Source organism: Bradyrhizobium glycinis (assembly GCF_016031655.1).
In the GTDB taxonomy this organism is placed as follows: domain Bacteria; phylum Pseudomonadota; class Alphaproteobacteria; order Rhizobiales; family Xanthobacteraceae; genus Bradyrhizobium; species Bradyrhizobium glycinis.
The window spans coordinates 96677-112957 of the sequence record NZ_JACCHQ010000009.1; the positions used below are offsets into that span (position 1 = coordinate 96677).

At 65.6% G+C, this 16281-nt stretch carries 14 protein-coding genes; 6 read left to right on the forward strand and 8 right to left on the reverse strand.

Translation table 11 applies throughout. The annotated features are described in order from the left end of the window. Positions 1-8: 8 nt before the first annotated feature. The 3 genes from HZZ16_RS15805 to HZZ16_RS15815 form a co-directional block, all read right to left on the reverse strand. Positions 9-689 (reverse strand): glutathione S-transferase family protein, encoded by a 681-nt coding sequence (locus tag HZZ16_RS15805; RefSeq protein WP_197949366.1) that lies wholly within the window; start codon positions 687-689, stop codon positions 9-11. A 126-nt stretch (positions 690-815) separates the two neighbouring features. Then, positions 816-1142 (reverse strand): hypothetical protein, encoded by a 327-nt coding sequence (locus HZZ16_RS15810; RefSeq protein WP_197949367.1) that lies wholly within the window; start codon positions 1140-1142, stop codon positions 816-818. 227 nt (positions 1143-1369) lie between these two features. Then, positions 1370-2500 carry a site-specific DNA-methyltransferase gene (locus HZZ16_RS15815; protein WP_197949368.1) on the reverse strand — a complete coding sequence of 377 codons (1131 nt, stop codon included), beginning with the start codon at positions 2498-2500 and terminating at the stop codon, positions 1370-1372. Between the two features lie 418 nt (positions 2501-2918). Between HZZ16_RS15815 and ypfJ the strand changes: the two genes are divergently transcribed. Both ypfJ and moaB read left to right on the forward strand, forming a co-directional pair. Next, a complete protein-coding gene (gene ypfJ / locus HZZ16_RS15820; RefSeq protein ID WP_197949369.1) occupies positions 2919-3857 on the forward strand; it encodes a KPN_02809 family neutral zinc metallopeptidase in 939 nt (312 codons plus the stop codon). Positions 3858-3962: 105 nt separating this feature from the next. Next, positions 3963-4526, forward strand: coding sequence for a molybdenum cofactor biosynthesis protein B (moaB, locus tag HZZ16_RS15825; RefSeq protein ID WP_197949370.1), 564 nt, complete (start codon positions 3963-3965; stop codon positions 4524-4526). A 238-nt stretch (positions 4527-4764) separates the two neighbouring features. Here the strand turns inward: moaB and HZZ16_RS15830 are convergent, their stop codons facing one another. Together HZZ16_RS15830 and HZZ16_RS15835 are read right to left on the reverse strand one after the other, a co-directional pair. Continuing rightward, the gene (locus tag HZZ16_RS15830) at positions 4765-5724 is read right to left on the reverse strand and encodes a bifunctional helix-turn-helix transcriptional regulator/GNAT family N-acetyltransferase (RefSeq protein WP_197949371.1); all 960 of its coding nucleotides are present in this window, start codon (positions 5722-5724) and stop codon (positions 4765-4767) included. Positions 5725-5787: 63 nt separating this feature from the next. Further along, positions 5788-6363, reverse strand: coding sequence for a glycosyltransferase family protein (locus HZZ16_RS15835; protein WP_197949372.1), 576 nt, complete (start codon positions 6361-6363; stop codon positions 5788-5790). Between the two features lie 251 nt (positions 6364-6614). Between HZZ16_RS15835 and HZZ16_RS15840 the strand changes: the two genes are divergently transcribed. Further along, positions 6615-7454: an RMD1 family protein gene (locus HZZ16_RS15840; protein ID WP_197949373.1), complete on the forward strand. Its 840-nt coding sequence runs from the start codon at positions 6615-6617 to the stop codon at positions 7452-7454. A 164-nt stretch (positions 7455-7618) separates the two neighbouring features. On the opposite strand, the gene HZZ16_RS15845 is transcribed toward HZZ16_RS15840, so the two are convergent. After that, positions 7619-8815, reverse strand: a complete 1197-nt coding sequence (locus tag HZZ16_RS15845) for an acetate/propionate family kinase (protein ID WP_197949374.1) — start codon at positions 8813-8815, stop codon at positions 7619-7621. 2 nt (positions 8816-8817) lie between these two features. Further along, positions 8818-11232, reverse strand: coding sequence for a phosphoketolase family protein (locus HZZ16_RS15850; RefSeq protein WP_197949375.1), 2415 nt, complete (start codon positions 11230-11232; stop codon positions 8818-8820). Positions 11233-11442: 210 nt separating this feature from the next. On the opposite strand from HZZ16_RS15850, the gene HZZ16_RS15855 reads away from it, so the two are divergent. From HZZ16_RS15855 to HZZ16_RS15865, 3 genes are all read left to right on the forward strand, one after another. Further along, on the forward strand, positions 11443-12606 hold the full coding sequence (locus HZZ16_RS15855; RefSeq protein WP_197949376.1) for a PA0069 family radical SAM protein: 1164 nt from the start codon (positions 11443-11445) through the stop codon (positions 12604-12606). A gap of 90 nt (positions 12607-12696) precedes the next feature. Further along, a complete protein-coding gene (rnhB, locus tag HZZ16_RS15860) occupies positions 12697-13557 on the forward strand; it encodes a ribonuclease HII (protein WP_197949377.1) in 861 nt (286 codons plus the stop codon). A gap of 208 nt (positions 13558-13765) precedes the next feature. Next, positions 13766-15274 carry a glycosyltransferase family 39 protein gene (locus HZZ16_RS15865; RefSeq protein WP_197949378.1) on the forward strand — a complete coding sequence of 503 codons (1509 nt, stop codon included), beginning with the start codon at positions 13766-13768 and terminating at the stop codon, positions 15272-15274. Between the two features lie 122 nt (positions 15275-15396). Here the strand turns inward: HZZ16_RS15865 and HZZ16_RS15870 are convergent, their stop codons facing one another. Next, entirely contained in the window at positions 15397-16212 is an 816-nt protein-coding gene (locus tag HZZ16_RS15870; protein ID WP_197949379.1) for a uracil-DNA glycosylase, read from the reverse strand. Positions 16213-16281: the final 69 nt, after the last annotated feature.

Here is a 16281-nt window from a genome sequence, read left to right on the forward strand (position 1 = left end):
CGGCGCGATCAAGCCACCTTGGTCGTCATGTGCCCGAACATGTGGCGGCGCGCTTCGTCGTCCATCTCGGCCTTGAAGGTGAACTTGTCCTTCAGGGCGATGGCGCGCGCCGCCGGCGGGCGCGCCGAGATTTCGTCGACCAGCCGCTTCACATTCGGGTATCGCGCAAAGGCGTCGTCGCCGAGCTTGAACGGCACCATCCGCGCCCAGCCCCACAGCGCCATATCGACAATCGAATAGCTGTCGCCGACCATGTAGCGGCGGTCCTTCAGGTGACCGTCGAGAACCTTGTAGTGGCGGTCAGTCTCGTACTGATAGCGGTTGTGGGCGTAGTCGTGATTCTGGTCCTTCGGTGCGAAATGCTTGAAGTGCACGGCCTGGCCTGAAAAGGGCCCGAGGCCGCTCGCGACGAACATCAGCCACGACAGCAATTCGGCGCGATTGGAGGGGAGGAATTTGCCGGTCTTCTCGGCGAGATAAAGCAGGATGGCGTTCGAGTCGAACACGATGGTCCCGCCATCGTCGATCGCCGGCACCTTGCCGTTCGGATTGATCTTGAGGAATTCCGGCGTGAACTGCTCGCCCTTGCGGGTGTCGATCTTCACCGGCTCGAAAGGCAGGCCGGATTCTTCGAGATAGAGCGCGACCTTGGTCGGGTTCGGTGATCCATTGAAATAGAACTTGAGCATCAAGCATCTCCCGGTGTGTCTTGCCGCGCGCGGACGCGGCGTCCTTGGGCGAGCCTTGTCTTGCCTGAACCTCGTCGGAGAGAGCAACCGGCGAGTTTGCCGGGCGGTATCTGCGCGGTACGCAGATCAGGCGACGTAACAGAGGCCGATTGCCGCCGCAATGACCATGGCCGCGCCCACAGCTTCCAGCCGCAGGCCGAGCCGCGCGGCGAGATGCATGTCGGAGGCGCGCGCCGCGCGCTCCGAACCGCGCGCATAGCCGTGTACGATGACGTCGTGGTTGAAATTGTCGTGCGCCTCGTTGCTGCTCGCCAGCCCGACGCAGATCACGAGCACGCCGAACAGCGCCAGGCCGAAAAATCCGAGCAGCGCGATCAGGAACATCGGAAACATGCCGACCAGGAAGATCGGCAGCAGCGGCACCAGCAGCAATGTCTCGGACTGTCGTCGCATGGGAGCCCAACCGATTAGGAGGGGGCTGATCGGACGAATCTAGTCCCGGCTGGCGCGGCTTTCAACTCACGCCCGTGTCATTCCGGGGCGCGCCTCTTGGCGCGAGCCCGGAATCCATTGGGCGGGATGGGACGTGCTCGATGGATTCCGGGTTCTCGCCGAGCCTGTCATCGGGCCGCGCTGCGCGCGGACCCGGTGGCGAGCCCCGGAATGATGGAGGAGGAGGCCTACTCCGCCGCCATGCCGGCGCGGATCTCGGCGCGGAGCTCGTCGATCAGCTTGAGCCCCATCTTGGTCTCGACGTGCCAGTAGGTCCAGCCGTTGCAGGCCTGCGCGCCTTGCGCCACCGCGCCGATGCGGTGGATCGAGCCGACCTTGTCGCCAAGCATGATGGCGCCGTCGGCGCGCACCAGCGCCCCTAACTTCTTCTTGGCGTCGAACAGCTTGGTGCCGGGCATGATCATGCCGCGCTCGATCAGCTCGGAGAACGCAACGCGCGGTGCCTCGCGCGCGGTCATGAACGGGGCAAGGCTCTCTTCCGGCAACGGCTCGACCTTGGCGATGCGCGCTTCGGCCGCCTTGGCGTAGGTCTTGTCGCGCTCGAAGCCGATATAGGAGCGGCCGAGGCGCTTGGCGACCGCGCCCGTGGTGCCGGTGCCGTTGAACGGGTCGATCACGAGATCGCCGGGCTTGGACGACGACAGCAGCACGCGCGCCAGCAGGCCCTCCGGCTTCTGCGTCGGATGCACTTTCTTGCCGTCGGCGCCCTTGAGGCGCTCCTCGCCGGTGCAGAGCGGGATTAGCCAGTCGGACCGCGCCTGCACGTCCTCGTTGGCGGCCTTCAGCGCCTCGTAGTTGAAGGTGTAGCCCTTGGCTTTTTCGTCGCGCGCGGCCCAGATCATGGTTTCGTGCGCGTTGGTGAAGCGGCGGCCGCGGAAATTCGGCATCGGATTGGTCTTGCGCCAGACGATGTCGTTCAGCAGCCAGAAGCCGAGGTCCTGCATGATGGCGCCGACGCGGAAGATGTTGTGATAGGAGCCGATCACCCAGATCGTCGCCGACGGCTTCATGGCGCGGCGTGCGGCGAGCAGCCAGGCGCGGGTGAAATCGTCGTAGGCGGCAAACGAATCGAACTTGTCCCAGTCGTCGTTGACCGCATCGACATGGGATTCGTCGGGGCGCTTGAGGTCGCCCTTGAGCTGCAGATTGTAGGGCGGGTCGGCGAACACCAGGTCGACACTGCCTGCCTGGAGCTTCGACATCTCGGCGACGCAATCGCCGACGATGATGCGATGCGATGGGGACTCAAAATTTGTGCGGGGCGCCCTTGCAGACGCCCCGCGACGCGACTCTACCATGACTCAAGAACTCTGACTCAGGCGACGCTGTCGGCGACGCGGGACCAAACAACCGACTGGCCGTTACATTGAACGGGCAAAGTAAAAATCGACTTAACCCGCCGCTTTCGTGAGCAGTCCTCTCATCGTAATTCACGCACACGTTGTTGCGCGCATTCGCCTTGTTTTGCAGGGTATTCCGCGCTTGCGCAGCTCGCTGAAACGATCGTGGCGGGAAAAAGGCTGTAAATTTCTCTCGGAAAAAACTGCTCGGCCCTCGGAAAAATTTGCTGGCATCGACAGGCTGTCGCACTAGGCAATTTTTGCCGGCCACGATATTGATAAAAGCAACGGAAATTTTACGTATGTGGCGCGTTGAGCTTTCGCGTTTCTGTGCGCCGTCGAAACTCAAATCAGGGACCCCAGAGGAAAGGCCGCCATGCGCTACGATGACTTCCGCCGCAGCGACGACATCGAGGATCGTCGCGATGAAGGTGGTGGCTTTGGCGGCGGAGGAGGCGGGTTTGGCCTGCCGATGGGCGGCGGCGGGCTCGGCATCGGCACCATCATCATCCTCGGCCTGGTCGGCTATGCCTTCGGCATCGATCCCCGCATCCTGATCGGCGGCGCCGAGATCCTCACCGGCGGCGGCCATGCGCCGAGCTACCAGACCGATCGCCAGGCCTCCTCCGGCAAGCGCGGCGCGCCGACCGACGAGATGGGCAGCATGATCTCCGGCATCCTCGGCGAGATCGACGATCGCTGGAGCGAGATCTTCCAGGCCAATGGCCAGACCTATACCGGCCCGAAGATCGTGCTGTTCCGCAACGCCACCAATGGCGGGCGCTGCGGCATGGCGCAGTCGGCCATGGGACCGTTCTATTGTCCACCCGACCGGACCATCTTCCTCGACACCGCCTTCTTCCGCGAGGTCGAGACCCGCTTCCGCGGCTGCTCCGGCAAGTCGGCGTGCAATTTCACCACGGCCTACATCATCGCGCATGAAGCCGGCCATCACATCCAGAACCTGCTCGGCATCATTCCGCGCGTGACGCGGCTGCAGCAGCAGGTCGGCTCGAAGGCCGAGGCCAATGCGCTCCAGGTCAAGGTGGAGCTGCAGGCCGATTGTCTGTCCGGCGTCTGGGTCAATCGCGAGGCGAAGAAGCGTCCGAACTTCCTCGAGCCCGGCGACATCGAGGCTGCGCTGACCACGGCCAGCGCGATCGGCGACGACACGCTGCAGCGTCAGGCCACCGGCCGCGTCGTGCCTGACTCCTTCACGCACGGCTCGGCGGCGCAACGCAAGCAATGGTTCATGATCGGCTACCAGCAGGGCACGGTCCAGGCCTGCAACACGTTCGGCGCGGGAGCGTTGTAATGCGTCATTCCGGGGCGCGCGGAGCGCGAACCCGGATCCCAATGTGATTGCGCGAGGTTCCGGGTTCTGGCTCCGCGAGCCCCGGAACGGCGAGTGAGGGTGAGAATGGCCTCCATCGACGAATCCAAGCAATTCATCCCGCTCAACATCGCGGTGCTCACGGTGTCCGACACGCGTGCGCTTGCGGATGACAAGTCCGGCCAGACGCTCGCTGATCGTCTCACCGCTGCGGGCCATCATCTCGCCGCGCGCGAGATCGTCACCGACGATGTTGAAGCGATCCGCGCCGTCATCCGCCGCTGGATTGCCGACAGCGGCATCGACGTCGTCATCACCACCGGCGGTACCGGCTTTACCGGACGCGACGTCACGCCGGAGGCAATCGAGCCGCTGTTCGAGAAGCGCATGGACGGCTTCTCGATCGCATTCCACCTGCTGAGTCACGCCAAGATCGGGCCCTCGACGATCCAGAGCCGCGCCACCGCGGGCGTGGCTGGCGCGACCTACATCTTCTGCCTGCCGGGCTCGCCCGGCGCCTGCCGCGACGGTTGGGACGGCATCCTGGCGGCTCAGCTCGACTACCGCACCCGTCCCTGCAATTTCGTCGAGATCATGCCGCGGCTGGACGAGCATCTGCGCAGGCCAAAGGCGCAGGGCGCGACGGTGTAGTGCGTTGTTGCGGATAACGTCTGGCTGATCGAGGCATGGACTTCTTCCCTTCTCCCCTTGTGGGAGAAGGTGGCGCGAAGCGCCGGATGAGGGGTGCTACCCACATGCACTGACGCTCGAGGAGCCATACCCCTCACCCAAGCGAATCTGTGTCAGCCAGCGGAGACGCCCTCTCCCACAAGGGGAGAGGGCATATCAATGTGCATCTCGCCACGATGCGCATTCGCCGGGAGCAAGCTCAGAGATCCAGCTCCCACGTCTCCCCGATCAAATCCTGCCCAAAGCTGTGATGCGGTTCTGTCGCGACGAGCTTGAATCCCGCGCTCTTGTAGATCCCGCGTGCGGCGACCAGGATGCTCTGCGTCCACAGCGTCATCTTGCTGTAACCGCGCTCGCGGGCCCCCTGGATGCATTGCTCCACGAGTGCACGGCCGACGCCGAGGCCGCGTGCTTTCTTCTCCACCTGCAACAGGCGGAGTTTTGCGATCTCGTCCGTGGCCTTGACCAGGAACACCGAGCCGACCGGCTCGCCACCGACTTCCGCGATCCAGCAGTGCTCGCGCGCGGCGTCGTAGTTCCTGATGAACTGCGCGCAGATCTCGGCGACCAGCGCCTCGTAGCTGATGTCCCAATTGTAGTCCGCGGCGTAGGCGGCAGCCTGCCGGGAGACGACCCAACCCATGTCGCCGACGCGATGGCTGCGCAGGATGAAAGCCGCGGGCGGGCTTTGGCGTTGCTCCAGCACGGCCTCGATGGTCGCCATGGCCTGCGTGAGCCGCGTCGCATCGCCGGGCGAAAGCTGAGCCAGCATCGCGGCGACCTCGTTTTGCGAGCTCTGGTTCAGCTTGGCGAACGCCTGGCGGCCCTTGGCGGTCAGGCTGAGCTGATATTGCCTGCGATCCGCGGGCAGGGGCTTTCGCGTGATCAGCCCTTTCTCGTCGAAGCTCTGGACGATGCGGCTGAGATAGCCGGGATCGAGACCGAGCTCGTTTCCGATCTCTTTTGCCGCAAGGTCGTCGCGATGGGCGAGCTCGTAGAGCACCCGCGCCTCGCTGAGCGAGAACGGACTCTTGCCGAGGTGCTGGTCGAGCACACCGAGCTTGCGGGTGTAGAAGCGGTTGAAGGCACGGACTGCTGCGACATGGTCGTCGACGGCCTGTTCGGCCACGGCGCTTGACGACGAAGCTTTCGATAGCATGGGATCACCTCGATATTTGCCATTGTCAATTAATTGATTGACGTTGGCAAGTATCTAGGCGCTTCAGCCGACCATGACGATCCGGCTGCGCAGCATGGTCCGGGACGACCGGCCAAGCCGCCGGAGCAGCCGCGCCTCGGAATGCCGGGCGTGCGGCGGATAGCCGCCGATCCGGTCGTAATGATCACGCGCGATCAGCAGCCCTTGATCGCCGAGCGGACCGACGAGCTTGCGCGCCACCGCCCAGAGGACGTCGCGCACTGCGGTATTTGCATAAGGCGAGCGGGCATAGCGGAACACCGCAGCACGATCCCGGCCGCTGGTGGCGACGGCCTGGATGAACTGGGTGGTTTCCTCGATCCAGCCGGTTTCCAGCACCGCGCCCGCAGGCAGGAACATCAGCCATGGCGATCGGGCCTGGAGCGCGCCGGCAGCGAGCGCAGCGCCTTGCGAATGTCCCTCGAAGCCGATGAAACGGCAGCCTGCGACGTCGGCAACACGCTCGATGACGCCGTTGCGCGTTCCGTCGACCAGAAGCACTTCCCGGATCACGCCGGCGGCCGCGCCGGGCACCAGCGCGGCGAGGGTTGCGACCGCCGTCTGCTCGACACCTTCGGTCGGAATGATGACGCTCAGCATGATTGAGGCTTCAGGGTCCGCACTTCGGGAGAAGCGTAGCGTTGCATGATGTTGTCATAAACCCGTCGCGCTGCCGAGTGCAACTTTCGGAAGGGGCTACGGCGTGCGATGGTAAACTGCCGCCGGTTCATCGCGACCAAATGTGTCAGGCGCGGGCTGGTAATATTGCCGAATGTTTCGGCACAAGCCGATCCTGACGGTATTAACTCGAAGCTTCGTGGCGACGTTTCGTTGCCCGGGAGAGTCCTTGCATGAACGCCGATCACCTCGCCGTTGGCACGTCGCCAACATCGCCGAAGCAGGAGGCCGCGCCGACCTTGCGGATCCGGGCGCTGATGCTGGGCGACCGCATCAATGCGTCCGGCCTGGAGATCGGCACACTGGTGTCCTCGACGCCGGCCGCCTTTCGCGTTCATGCCGGCTTTGCCGTGATCTTTCGCTACGGCGTCGTGGTGCTGATCGGGCTGTTGCCGTCGGAGGAAAAGGTGCTGATCGACAGCCTCAAGCCGCGCGTGATCGGCGAGTTCAGCCCCTATGAGGAAGAGATCGCGCAGGCGCAGTTGTGCAAAGATGAAAGCAGCGAGGCGATCCAGCCGGGAGGGCCGATCTGCCTTTCCAAATTCTCCGACGACCGGCTGCTGCTGGTTGCGGATGCGCTCGCCAAGAGCACGTCGCTGGCGCGCGACGAGCGCCGCGTCGCCGCGGTGTTCGACGTCATCGAGCCGTTTGCACGCGAGCTCGCGGAGCACGGCCGCACGCCGCGCCGGCGCAAGGGCATTCTGCAATTGATCGGCAACGCACTGCTGGTGCAGCAGCGCGTCGCCGGCCGCGTCGCGGTCGCGGAGAAGCCCGACGTGCTCTGGGAGAAGCCCGAGCTCGACCGGCTCTATTCCCGTCTCGAGGACGAGTACGAGCTGAAGGAGCGCCTCGACACGCTCGAGCGCAAGCTTGCCGCGGTGTCGGAGACCGCCAACGCGCTGACCGACATCATCGACACCGAGCGCTCGCTGCGCCTGGAGATCGCGATCGTGGTGCTGATCGTGATCGAGGTCGCGATCGGCTGCTTTCAGATATGGTCGGGAACGCACTGAGCCGTGAGGATCTGTGTCCGCATATTTGCAAGGTCCGTTTGATACGCGCTGCCGCCGCATTCCCCATCATTGCGAGCGAAGCGAAGCAATCCAGCATCCCGCCGCACGATCCAGTCTGGATTGCTTCGCTTCGCTCGCAATGACGGCTTGGTTGATATCGCGCGCTAATCGGATGAGCGCTTCAGCGCCTGCAGCACCGCCGCACAATGCCGCGCGATTAGCAGTTCCTCATTCGTTGGAATGACGAACACCTCGACAGCGCTATCGCCCCGGCTGATGCGCTCGCGTGCGGCATCGTTGCTTGCGGCATCGATGCGCACGCCCATCCAGGCGAGGCGCTCGCCGATCGCGCCGCGGATCTCGCTGGCATGCTCGCCGATGCCGCCCGTGAGGATCAGACAGTCGAGGCCACCGAGCGTGGTCGCCATCATCGCGACCTGCTGCGCCGCACGGAACGTGAAGAGATCGACGGCCTCACGCGCCGCAGCCTCGCGGCTGGCCAGCAGCGTGCGCATATCCGCAGAGATGCCGGAGACGCCCAAGAGGCCTGACTCGTGATAGAGCAGGTGCTGGACCTCCTCGACCGACATGTTCTCGTGCTGCTGCAGATAGAGCAGCACGCCCGGATCGATCGCACCGCAACGCGTGCCCATCATCAGGCCGTCGAGCGGCGTCAGCCCCATCGTGGTATCGATGCTGCGGCCATCGCGCAAGGCGCAGAGGCTGGCGCCATTGCCGAGGTGCGCGATGACAGTGCGCTTGGCGACGAGCTCCGGCGCGATCTCGGCCAGGCGTGCGGCGACATATTCGAACGAGAGGCCGTGAAAGCCGTAGCGTCTGACCCCACGCGCGTCGAATCGCCCAGGGATGGCGAAGCGGCTCGCCGGCGGCGCGAGGCTGTGGTGGAAGGCGGTGTCGAAACACGCAATCTGCGTCAGCCCGGGCCGGATCGCCGCAAGCGTGCGCACCGGCGCGAGGCAGCGCGGTTGGTGCAGCGGTGCGAGCGGCGTCAACGCCTCCAGCTTCGCAATGATGTCGTCGGTCAGGACCACCGGGCCTGAATGATCCGACCCGCCGTGGACGATGCGGTGGCCGACGGCACGCAGGCTGCGTCCACCGAACCGGTCCTCGATGAAGGCGAGCACGTCCGGCAACAGATGGCCGCCGGCTCCGTCAGGCGCCTGCTTGCTTGTCTCGAACAGGTCTTCGCCTGCAGGGCCCTTCACCACCAGCCGGGTTTTGGCCTCGTGCTCGTCCAGCAGGCCCTTGCAGAGCAGGGCGGGCTCGGCCGCCGCGACATCGAACAGGCCGAACTTGATGCTCGACGATCCCGCGTTGAGGACGAGGACCGTGTCCGACATCGCTAGTCGCCGGCTTCCGCCGGCGTGTTGCCGCCGGCGCTGTTCTGCCAAACCCAGTCACGAATCTCAGGCATGTCCTCGCCATGCTCGCGGACATAACGGGAGTGTTCGATCAGTCTGTCGCGGAATTGCTGCTTCACCTGCGCGGCCTTGGTCGCGAGTCCCGGCACGCGTTCGATGGCCTCGATCGCGAGATGGTAGCGGTCGAGTTCGTTGAGCACGACCATGTCGAAGGGTGTCGTCGTGGTGCCCTCCTCGGCAAAGCCGCGCACATGCATGCCGGCATGGTTGGTGCGGTTATAGGTCAGCCTGTGAATGAGATAGGGATAGCCGTGATAGGCGAAGATGACAGGCTTGTCGCGCGTGAACAGGCTGTCGAAGTCGCGGTCGGACAGGCCATGCGGGTGCTGCTCCCTCGGCTGCAGCGTCATGAGGTCGACCACGTTAACGACGCGGATCTTCATGTCCGGCAGCGCCTTGCGCAAGAGGTCGACGGCGGCGAGCGTCTCCAGCGTCGGCACGTCGCCGGCGCAGGCCATCACCACGTCGGGCTCGCCTTTTCCGTCCTCCGTTCCCGCCCAGGTCCACATGCCGATTCCGGCATCGCAATGCGTCGCGGCGTCCCGCATCGACAGCCATTGCGGCGCCGGCTGTTTGCCGGCGACGATCACGTTGATGCGGTTGTAGGTGCGCAAGGCATGATCGGCGATCCAGAGCAGCGTGTTGGCATCCGGCGGTAAGTAGATGCGGACGATGTCGGCCTTCTTGTTGGCGACGAGATCGACGAAACCGGGGTCCTGATGGCTGAAGCCGTTATGGTCCTGGCGCCAAACATGCGAGGTCAGGAGATAATTGAGCGAGGCGATCGGACGCCGCCACGGCAGCTCCCGCGTCACCTTCAGCCATTTGGCATGCTGGTTGAACATGGAATCCACGATGTGGATGAAAGCTTCATAGCAGGAGAAGAAGCCGTGCCTGCCGGTGAGCAGATAGCCTTCGAGCCAGCCCTGGCAGAGATGCTCGCTCAGCACCTCCATCACGCGACCGTCCTGGGCGAGGTGCACGTCGTAAGGCTCGGTCGGCTCCATCCAGACGCGTTCGGTGGCTTCGAACACGGCGTCGAGCCGGTTCGATGCCGTCTCGTCCGGGCCCATGATGCGGAAATTGCGCGCCTCCGCGTTGAGGCGAATGACATCGCGCAGGAATTTGCCTAGCTCGCGCGTCGCTTCCGCCACGACCTCGCCGGGCTGCGGCACCTCGATCGCGAAGCTGCGGTAGTCCGGCAGCTTCAGCTCCTTCTTCAACAGGCCGCCATTGGCATGCGGATTGGCGCCCATGCGCCTGATGCCGTCGGGCGCGAGCGCCTGGAGCTCGGCAATGAGCGCGCCGTTGCTATCGAACAGCGTCTCCGGCTCGTAGCTGCGCATCCAGTCTTCGAGCACCTTGAGATGCGCCGGGTTCTCGCGGCAGCCTGCGACGGGCACCTGATGGGCCCGCCAAAAGCCCTCGACCTTCTTGCCGTCGACCTCCTTCGGGCCGGTCCAGCCCTTCGGGCTGCGCAGCACGATCATCGGCCAGCGCGGCCGCTCGACGCTTGGGCGGCCGAGGCGGGCATGTTGCTGGATCGAGCGGATGCTGGCGAATGCGAGGTCGAGCGCATCGGCCATGGCTTGGTGCATCAGTTTGGGATCATCGCCCGTGACGAACAGCGGCTCGTGGCCGAACCCGCGGAAGAGGTCGCGGATCTCCGCGTCCTGGATCCGCCCGAGCACGGTGGGGCCCGCGATCTTGTAGCCGTTGAGATGCAGGATCGGCAGCACCGCGCCGTCATTGGCGGGGTTCAGGAACTTGTTGGAGTGCCAGGACGCCGCGAGCGGCCCGGTCTCGGCCTCGCCGTCGCCGACCACACAGGCGACGATCAAGTCAGGGTTGTCGAACGCCGCGCCATAGGCGTGCACCAGCGCGTAGCCAAGCTCGCCGCCTTCGTGGATCGAGCCCGGCGTTTCCGGCGCGGCGTGGCTCGGGATGCCGCCCGGGAAGGAGAACTGCCGGAACAGCTTGCGCAATCCGTCCGCATCGCGGGCGATATCGGGATAGATCTCGCTGTAGCTGCCTTCGAGATAGGTGTTGGCGACCATGCCGGGACCGCCATGGCCGGGACCGCAGACATAGATCACGCTGACATCGAGCGCGCGGATGACGCGGTTGAGATGGGCATAGATGAAGTTCAGGCCTGGCGTCGTGCCCCAATGTCCGAGCAGACGCGGCTTGATGTGCTCGGGCCGCAGCGGCTCGCGCAGCAGCGGATTGTCGAGCAGGTAGATTTGCCCGACCGAGAGGTAGTTGGCGGCGCTCCAATAGCGGTCGAGCAGATCGAGGTCGCTGCTCGCTTCGGCCGTTTTTTGTTGGATTGTCATGTTCCTGCCGACCTTCACTTAGCGATCGTCACCAACCCGGTTCCGGGGCGATCGATCCGTCGCGCATGAAACGGGATGGGCGTGACGCGGGTGTTGCGTGAGGTCAAAGGCGGGCGCGCGAAGTTTGGGCAGCTCTACTGTGCATGGGGTTGTTTTCACGTTTTTTGTTTGTGTTCTTGATTTGTTCCTGTGTCATGCTATCTTGGCTGCATGAGTCCAGCATCCTCTCATGCTCTCAAGCACCCGCCGGTCACGGCGCCCTCCGAGCCGGCGGGTGCGCCTTCAGATTTCCCCGAGCTTGGCGTCGCCATCGACCGCGCGCGCAGGCGAGGGCGGGGCGCACAATCCAACGCCAGCGGCCGCTACGAGGCCGAGGCGCGAGTCGCGTTCGATGACGGCTGGCAGAGCCTGGACGAGCTGCCGCCGTTCAAGACGAGTATCGCCATCGACACCTCGCGCAAGGTGATCACCCGCAACGATTCCCCCGACATCGGCTTCGACCGCTCGATCAATCCGTATCGCGGCTGCGAGCACGGCTGCGTCTATTGCTTCGCGCGCCCGACCCACGCCTATCTAGGTCTGTCGCCCGGGCTCGATTTCGAATCCAAGCTGTTCGTCAAGCCCGACGCGCCTTCGCTGCTCGAGAAGGAGCTTGCCGCCCCAGGCTACGAGCCGCGGATGATCGCGATCGGCACCAACACCGATCCCTACCAGCCGATCGAGCGCGAGCGCAAAATCATGCGCGGCATTTTGGAGGTGCTGGAGCGCACCTCGCATCCCGTCGGCATCGTCACCAAATCGGCGCTGGTCGTGCGCGACATCGACATTCTCCAGCGGATGGCCAAGCGCAACCTCGCCAAGGTCGCGATCTCGGTCACCTCGCTCGATCCGAAGCTGGCGCGCACGATGGAGCCGCGCGCCTCGACCCCGCCGAAGCGGCTGGAGGCGCTGAAGCAGCTCTCGGGGGCCGGCATTCCCACCACGGTGATGGTCGCGCCCGTGATCCCGGCACTGAACGATTCCGAGATCGAGCGCATCCTCGATGCCGCCGCCCATGCCGGCGTCAAGGAAGCCGCCTATGTGCTGCTGCGGCTGCCGCTGGAGGTGCGCGATCTCTTCCGCGAATGGCTGATGGCGAATTATCCGGACCGCTATCGCCACGTCTTTACCCTGATCCGCGACATGCGGGGTGGGCGCGATTACGACGCCAAATGGGGCGAGCGGATGAAGGGCACCGGACCGATGGCCTGGACCATCGGCCGCCGTTTCGAGATCGCCTGCGACAGGCTCGGTCTCAACAAGCGGCGCTCCAAGCTGACGACGGACCACTTTGCGCGGCCGAAGCGGAACGGCGATCAGCTCAGCCTGTTCTGATTGGCGGCGGGCAGGTGGGCGACCTGAATAACGGGAATATCCTGGGTTCCCGGTTGCGCTGGCGAAGCCCCCTGGCGCACGATCCCGGGCATGATTCGGGACAAGTCCGCCAACACCTCAGCCAAAGACGCGCCCAAGAAGCGGGCCGCGAACAAGGCTGCGCCTAAAGCACCTGTGGCCAAGACGCCTGTAGTCACGGTTGCGAAGGTTGCTGCCGGCAAGAAAGGCATTATCGCCGTCGCTCCCCCCAGCTTCCGCCGCGAGCGCGCGCTGATCAAGCGCGGCGTCTGGCCGGTCGCGGGCTGCGACGAGGCTGGCCGCGGCCCTCTCGCCGGGCCCGTGGTGGCCGCCGCGGTGATTCTCGATCCCGACCGCATTCCGCGCGGCATCGACGATTCCAAGCGCCTGACCGCCGAGGAGCGCGAAAAGCTGTTCGACAAGATCTGCGCCACCGCGCAGGTCTCGGTCGCGGTCGCGTCGCCGGCGCGAATCGACCGCGACAACATCCTGCGTGCCTCGCTGTGGGCGTTGAAGCGGGCCGTGGTGGCCCTGCCCGAGGCGCCCAGGCATGTCTTCGTCGACGGCCGCGACCGGCTCGACACCGCGTGCGATTGCGAAGCCGTGATCGGCGGCGACGGTATCGTGCTCTCGATTGCCGCGGCCTCCATCGTCGCCAAGGTCACCCGGGACCGGCTGATGTGTGCGCTGGCGCAGGACTGCCCCGGCTACGGCTTCGAGCAGCACAAGGGCTACGCCGTGCCCGAGCATCTCGACGCGCTCGATCGCCTCGGCCCCTCCATCCACCACCGCAGCTTCTTCGCCCCCGTCGCCGCCGCCCGCGCCAAGCACATGCCCTGGACCGTCGAGCCGGTGCAGGACTTGTTCTCGGTCACCGAGGTCGAGGTGCAGGTGGAGGAGGCCATCGGAATCGATGCCTCCGCGAATCTCTAGCTGATCCCTCTCCAGCCTTCTAATCCGTCATGGCCGGGCTTGACCCGGCCATCCACGTCTCACCCGCGGCACGAAGAACGTGGATGCCCGGCACAAGCCCGGGCATGACGAGTAAACCATCGTTGCCACGACGTGCAGCGCCCTTTATCAAAATAGGCGTGAGCGAATAGGGCCGGCTGGACGGGTTGGCTGCACCTTCGGACGTTGCATGCGGTTTACCTCCCTGGTCATCGAGCTCATTCGCGCCCGGCCGCGGCTGATCGTTTGGATTGCGGTGCTGCTCCAGGCCGCGATGTGGCTGTTCGTGGCGCTGGCGTTCTACCGCAGCCCGCCCGGCACTCTCGCGACCCTTCTGGCCTTCGGCAGGGAATACCAGGTCGGTACCGATCTCGGCCCGCCGCTCGCGGTCTGGCTCGCCGACATCGCCTATCGCGCCGCCGGCGGCCACATGCTCGGCGTCTATGTGCTTGCCGAGCTCTGCGAGATCGCGACCTTCATCGCGCTGTATCATCTCTCGCGTGCCGTCGTCGGCTCGCAGCAGGCGGTGCTCGCCGTCCTCCTGACCATGACGGTGTTGGCCTTCTCCTCCTCGGCGCTGGACTTCGGCCCGCTGATCCTGGCGCGGCCGCTCTGGGCGCTCTTGCTGCTGCACTCCTGGCAGATCATCGGCCAGCGCCGTGGCAATGCCTGGTTCGGCTGGTCGATCGAAGCCGGCCTCCTGCTGCTGACGACGCCCGCCGCGATCTTCCTGCTGCTGCTGATCGTCGTCTTCGCGGTTTCGACCGCCGGTGGCCGCCGGACGTTGCGCGGGCTCGATCCGTTGTTCGCGCTGATCGTCGTCGCCGTGCTGGCGCTGCCCTATGCGGTCTGGCTGATGCGTGCCGAGACGCTGACCTGGCCGGCCTTGCCGCAAACCGCCGAGCTCAGCGCCCGCGCGCTGCATGCGGCCTGGCTGCTCGGTGGGCTCGTGCTCGGGGCGGCTGCGATCCCGGCGCTGACCTTTCTCAACACCGGAATGTTCGCCGGCAAGGGCGAGGAGCCGCCGATCATCTACCGCCCGCCGGTCGAGCCGCTCGCGCGCAACTTCGTCTATTTCTTCGCGTTCGCCCTGCCATTCGGCGCGGTGCTGATCTCCGGCCTGCTCGGGCTCGATTCGGTCGTCGGCGGCCCCGGTGTCGTGCTGATCATGTCGGGGCTTGCCGTGGTCGTCGCGGCCGGCGATCTCATTGCGATGCGCCGCGCGCGCATGCTGCGCATGGTCTGGGCCGCCGCCGTTGCCGCGCCGGCCGCCGGCGTGGTGCTCGCCGTCCTGTTCCTGCCCTGGACAGGCGCCAACGAAATTGCGACCTCGATGCCGGCGCGCGCGATCTCGGACTTCTTCGACGAGAGCTTCGCCCGCCGCACCAACCTTCGCCTGCGGGCGGTTGCCGGCGAGACCCAACTCGCCAGCCTGATCGCGCTGCATTCCGGCCGGCCGCATCTGTTCATCGACGCCGACCCCACGCGTACGCCGTGGATGAACCAGATCAAGTTCAGCGAGACCGGCGGCGTCGTGGTCTGGCGCGCCTCCGACACTGCCGGAACACCGCCGCCGGAGATCCTCAAGCGCTTCCCCGGCATCGTGCCGGAAGTCCCGCGCGCATTCGAATGGCTGGTGACCGGCCGCCAGCAGCTGTTGCGCATCGGCTGGGCCATCGTGCGGCCGAAGGGGGCGTAGGTCAGTGTCATTCCGGGGCGCGGCGGAGCCGCGAGCCCGGAATCCATTCATCGGCTGACTCTGCCGCTCGATGGATTCCGGGCTCTCGCTTCGCGAGCCCCGGAATGACGGCGTGAGTGTGGTTACACGACGCCTTGCGCCAGCGCCTTCGCGATCGCCCGCAGATCCTGCCAGGCCAGCCGCTTGTACGCCGGCGAGCGCAAGAGATAGGCCGGGTGAAACGTCGGCAGCGCCCGGATCACCCGCTGGCCGGTGTCGTAGTCGAACCAGCGCCCGCGCGTGCGCATGATACCTTCGCGCGTTCCCAGCAGCGTCTGTGTCGAGGGATTGCCGAGCGTCACCAGCACGTCCGGGTTCACCAGCTCGATCTGGCGCTGGATGAAGGGCAGGCAGATTTGCGTCTCCTGCGGCGTCGGCGTGCGGTTGCCGGGCGGCCGCCAGGGAATGACGTTGGCGATGTAGGCGGTGCTGCGGTTGAGGCCGATGGCTCCGATCATCAGATCGAGCAGCTTGCCGCTGCGCCCGACGAAGGGCAGTCCCTCGATGTCCTCGTCGCGGCCGGGCGCCTCGCCGACGAACATGATGCGCGCCTGCGGATTGCCGTCGGCAAACACCAGCCGTGTCGCAGTGTGCTTCAACGCGCAGCCCTCGAAATTCTGCATCAGCTCGCGCAGCGCCTCCAGGCTCGGCGCGGTGCGCGCGGCCTCGCGCGCCGAGGCGATGGCGACCTCCGGTGCAGGCGCCGCTTCGCCGCGCATGACCGCGGGCGCGGCGACGGGGCGCGGCGCCTCCGCGGGCGGAGCCGCGCGCGGCGTGGGTGGCGGCGCATCGATTTCCGCCAGGCGGTCTATCGGCTCCTCCGCAAGCGCGCAATCGACACCGGCCTCCAGATAGAAGGCGAGCAGCTCTCGGACGGTGGGTGCGGGTTCGGGGATCATGGGAAAGTCTGACTTTTATATCTATATCACCTAAGGAGGCCTTGCATCCTGGCGGAACGCGATTCCGAG

Coding starts and splice junctions, on each gene's coding strand:
- HZZ16_RS15805 (WP_197949366.1), bottom strand. CDS start 689: ATGCTCAAGTTCTATTTCAATGGATCACCGAACCCGACCAAGGTCGCG.
- HZZ16_RS15810 (WP_197949367.1), bottom strand. CDS start 1,142: ATGCGACGACAGTCCGAGACATTGCTGCTGGTGCCGCTGCTGCCGATC.
- HZZ16_RS15815 (WP_197949368.1), bottom strand. CDS start 2,500: ATGGTAGAGTCGCGTCGCGGGGCGTCTGCAAGGGCGCCCCGCACAAAT.
- ypfJ (WP_197949369.1), top strand. CDS start 2,919: ATGCGCTACGATGACTTCCGCCGCAGCGACGACATCGAGGATCGTCGC.
- moaB (WP_197949370.1), top strand. CDS start 3,963: ATGGCCTCCATCGACGAATCCAAGCAATTCATCCCGCTCAACATCGCG.
- HZZ16_RS15830 (WP_197949371.1), bottom strand. CDS start 5,724: ATGCTATCGAAAGCTTCGTCGTCAAGCGCCGTGGCCGAACAGGCCGTC.
- HZZ16_RS15835 (WP_197949372.1), bottom strand. CDS start 6,363: ATGCTGAGCGTCATCATTCCGACCGAAGGTGTCGAGCAGACGGCGGTC.
- HZZ16_RS15840 (WP_197949373.1), top strand. CDS start 6,615: ATGAACGCCGATCACCTCGCCGTTGGCACGTCGCCAACATCGCCGAAG.
- HZZ16_RS15845 (WP_197949374.1), bottom strand. CDS start 8,815: ATGTCGGACACGGTCCTCGTCCTCAACGCGGGATCGTCGAGCATCAAG.
- HZZ16_RS15850 (WP_197949375.1), bottom strand. CDS start 11,232: ATGACAATCCAACAAAAAACGGCCGAAGCGAGCAGCGACCTCGATCTG.
- HZZ16_RS15855 (WP_197949376.1), top strand. CDS start 11,443: ATGAGTCCAGCATCCTCTCATGCTCTCAAGCACCCGCCGGTCACGGCG.
- rnhB (WP_197949377.1), top strand. CDS start 12,697: ATGATTCGGGACAAGTCCGCCAACACCTCAGCCAAAGACGCGCCCAAG.
- HZZ16_RS15865 (WP_197949378.1), top strand. CDS start 13,766: ATGCGGTTTACCTCCCTGGTCATCGAGCTCATTCGCGCCCGGCCGCGG.
- HZZ16_RS15870 (WP_197949379.1), bottom strand. CDS start 16,212: ATGATCCCCGAACCCGCACCCACCGTCCGAGAGCTGCTCGCCTTCTAT.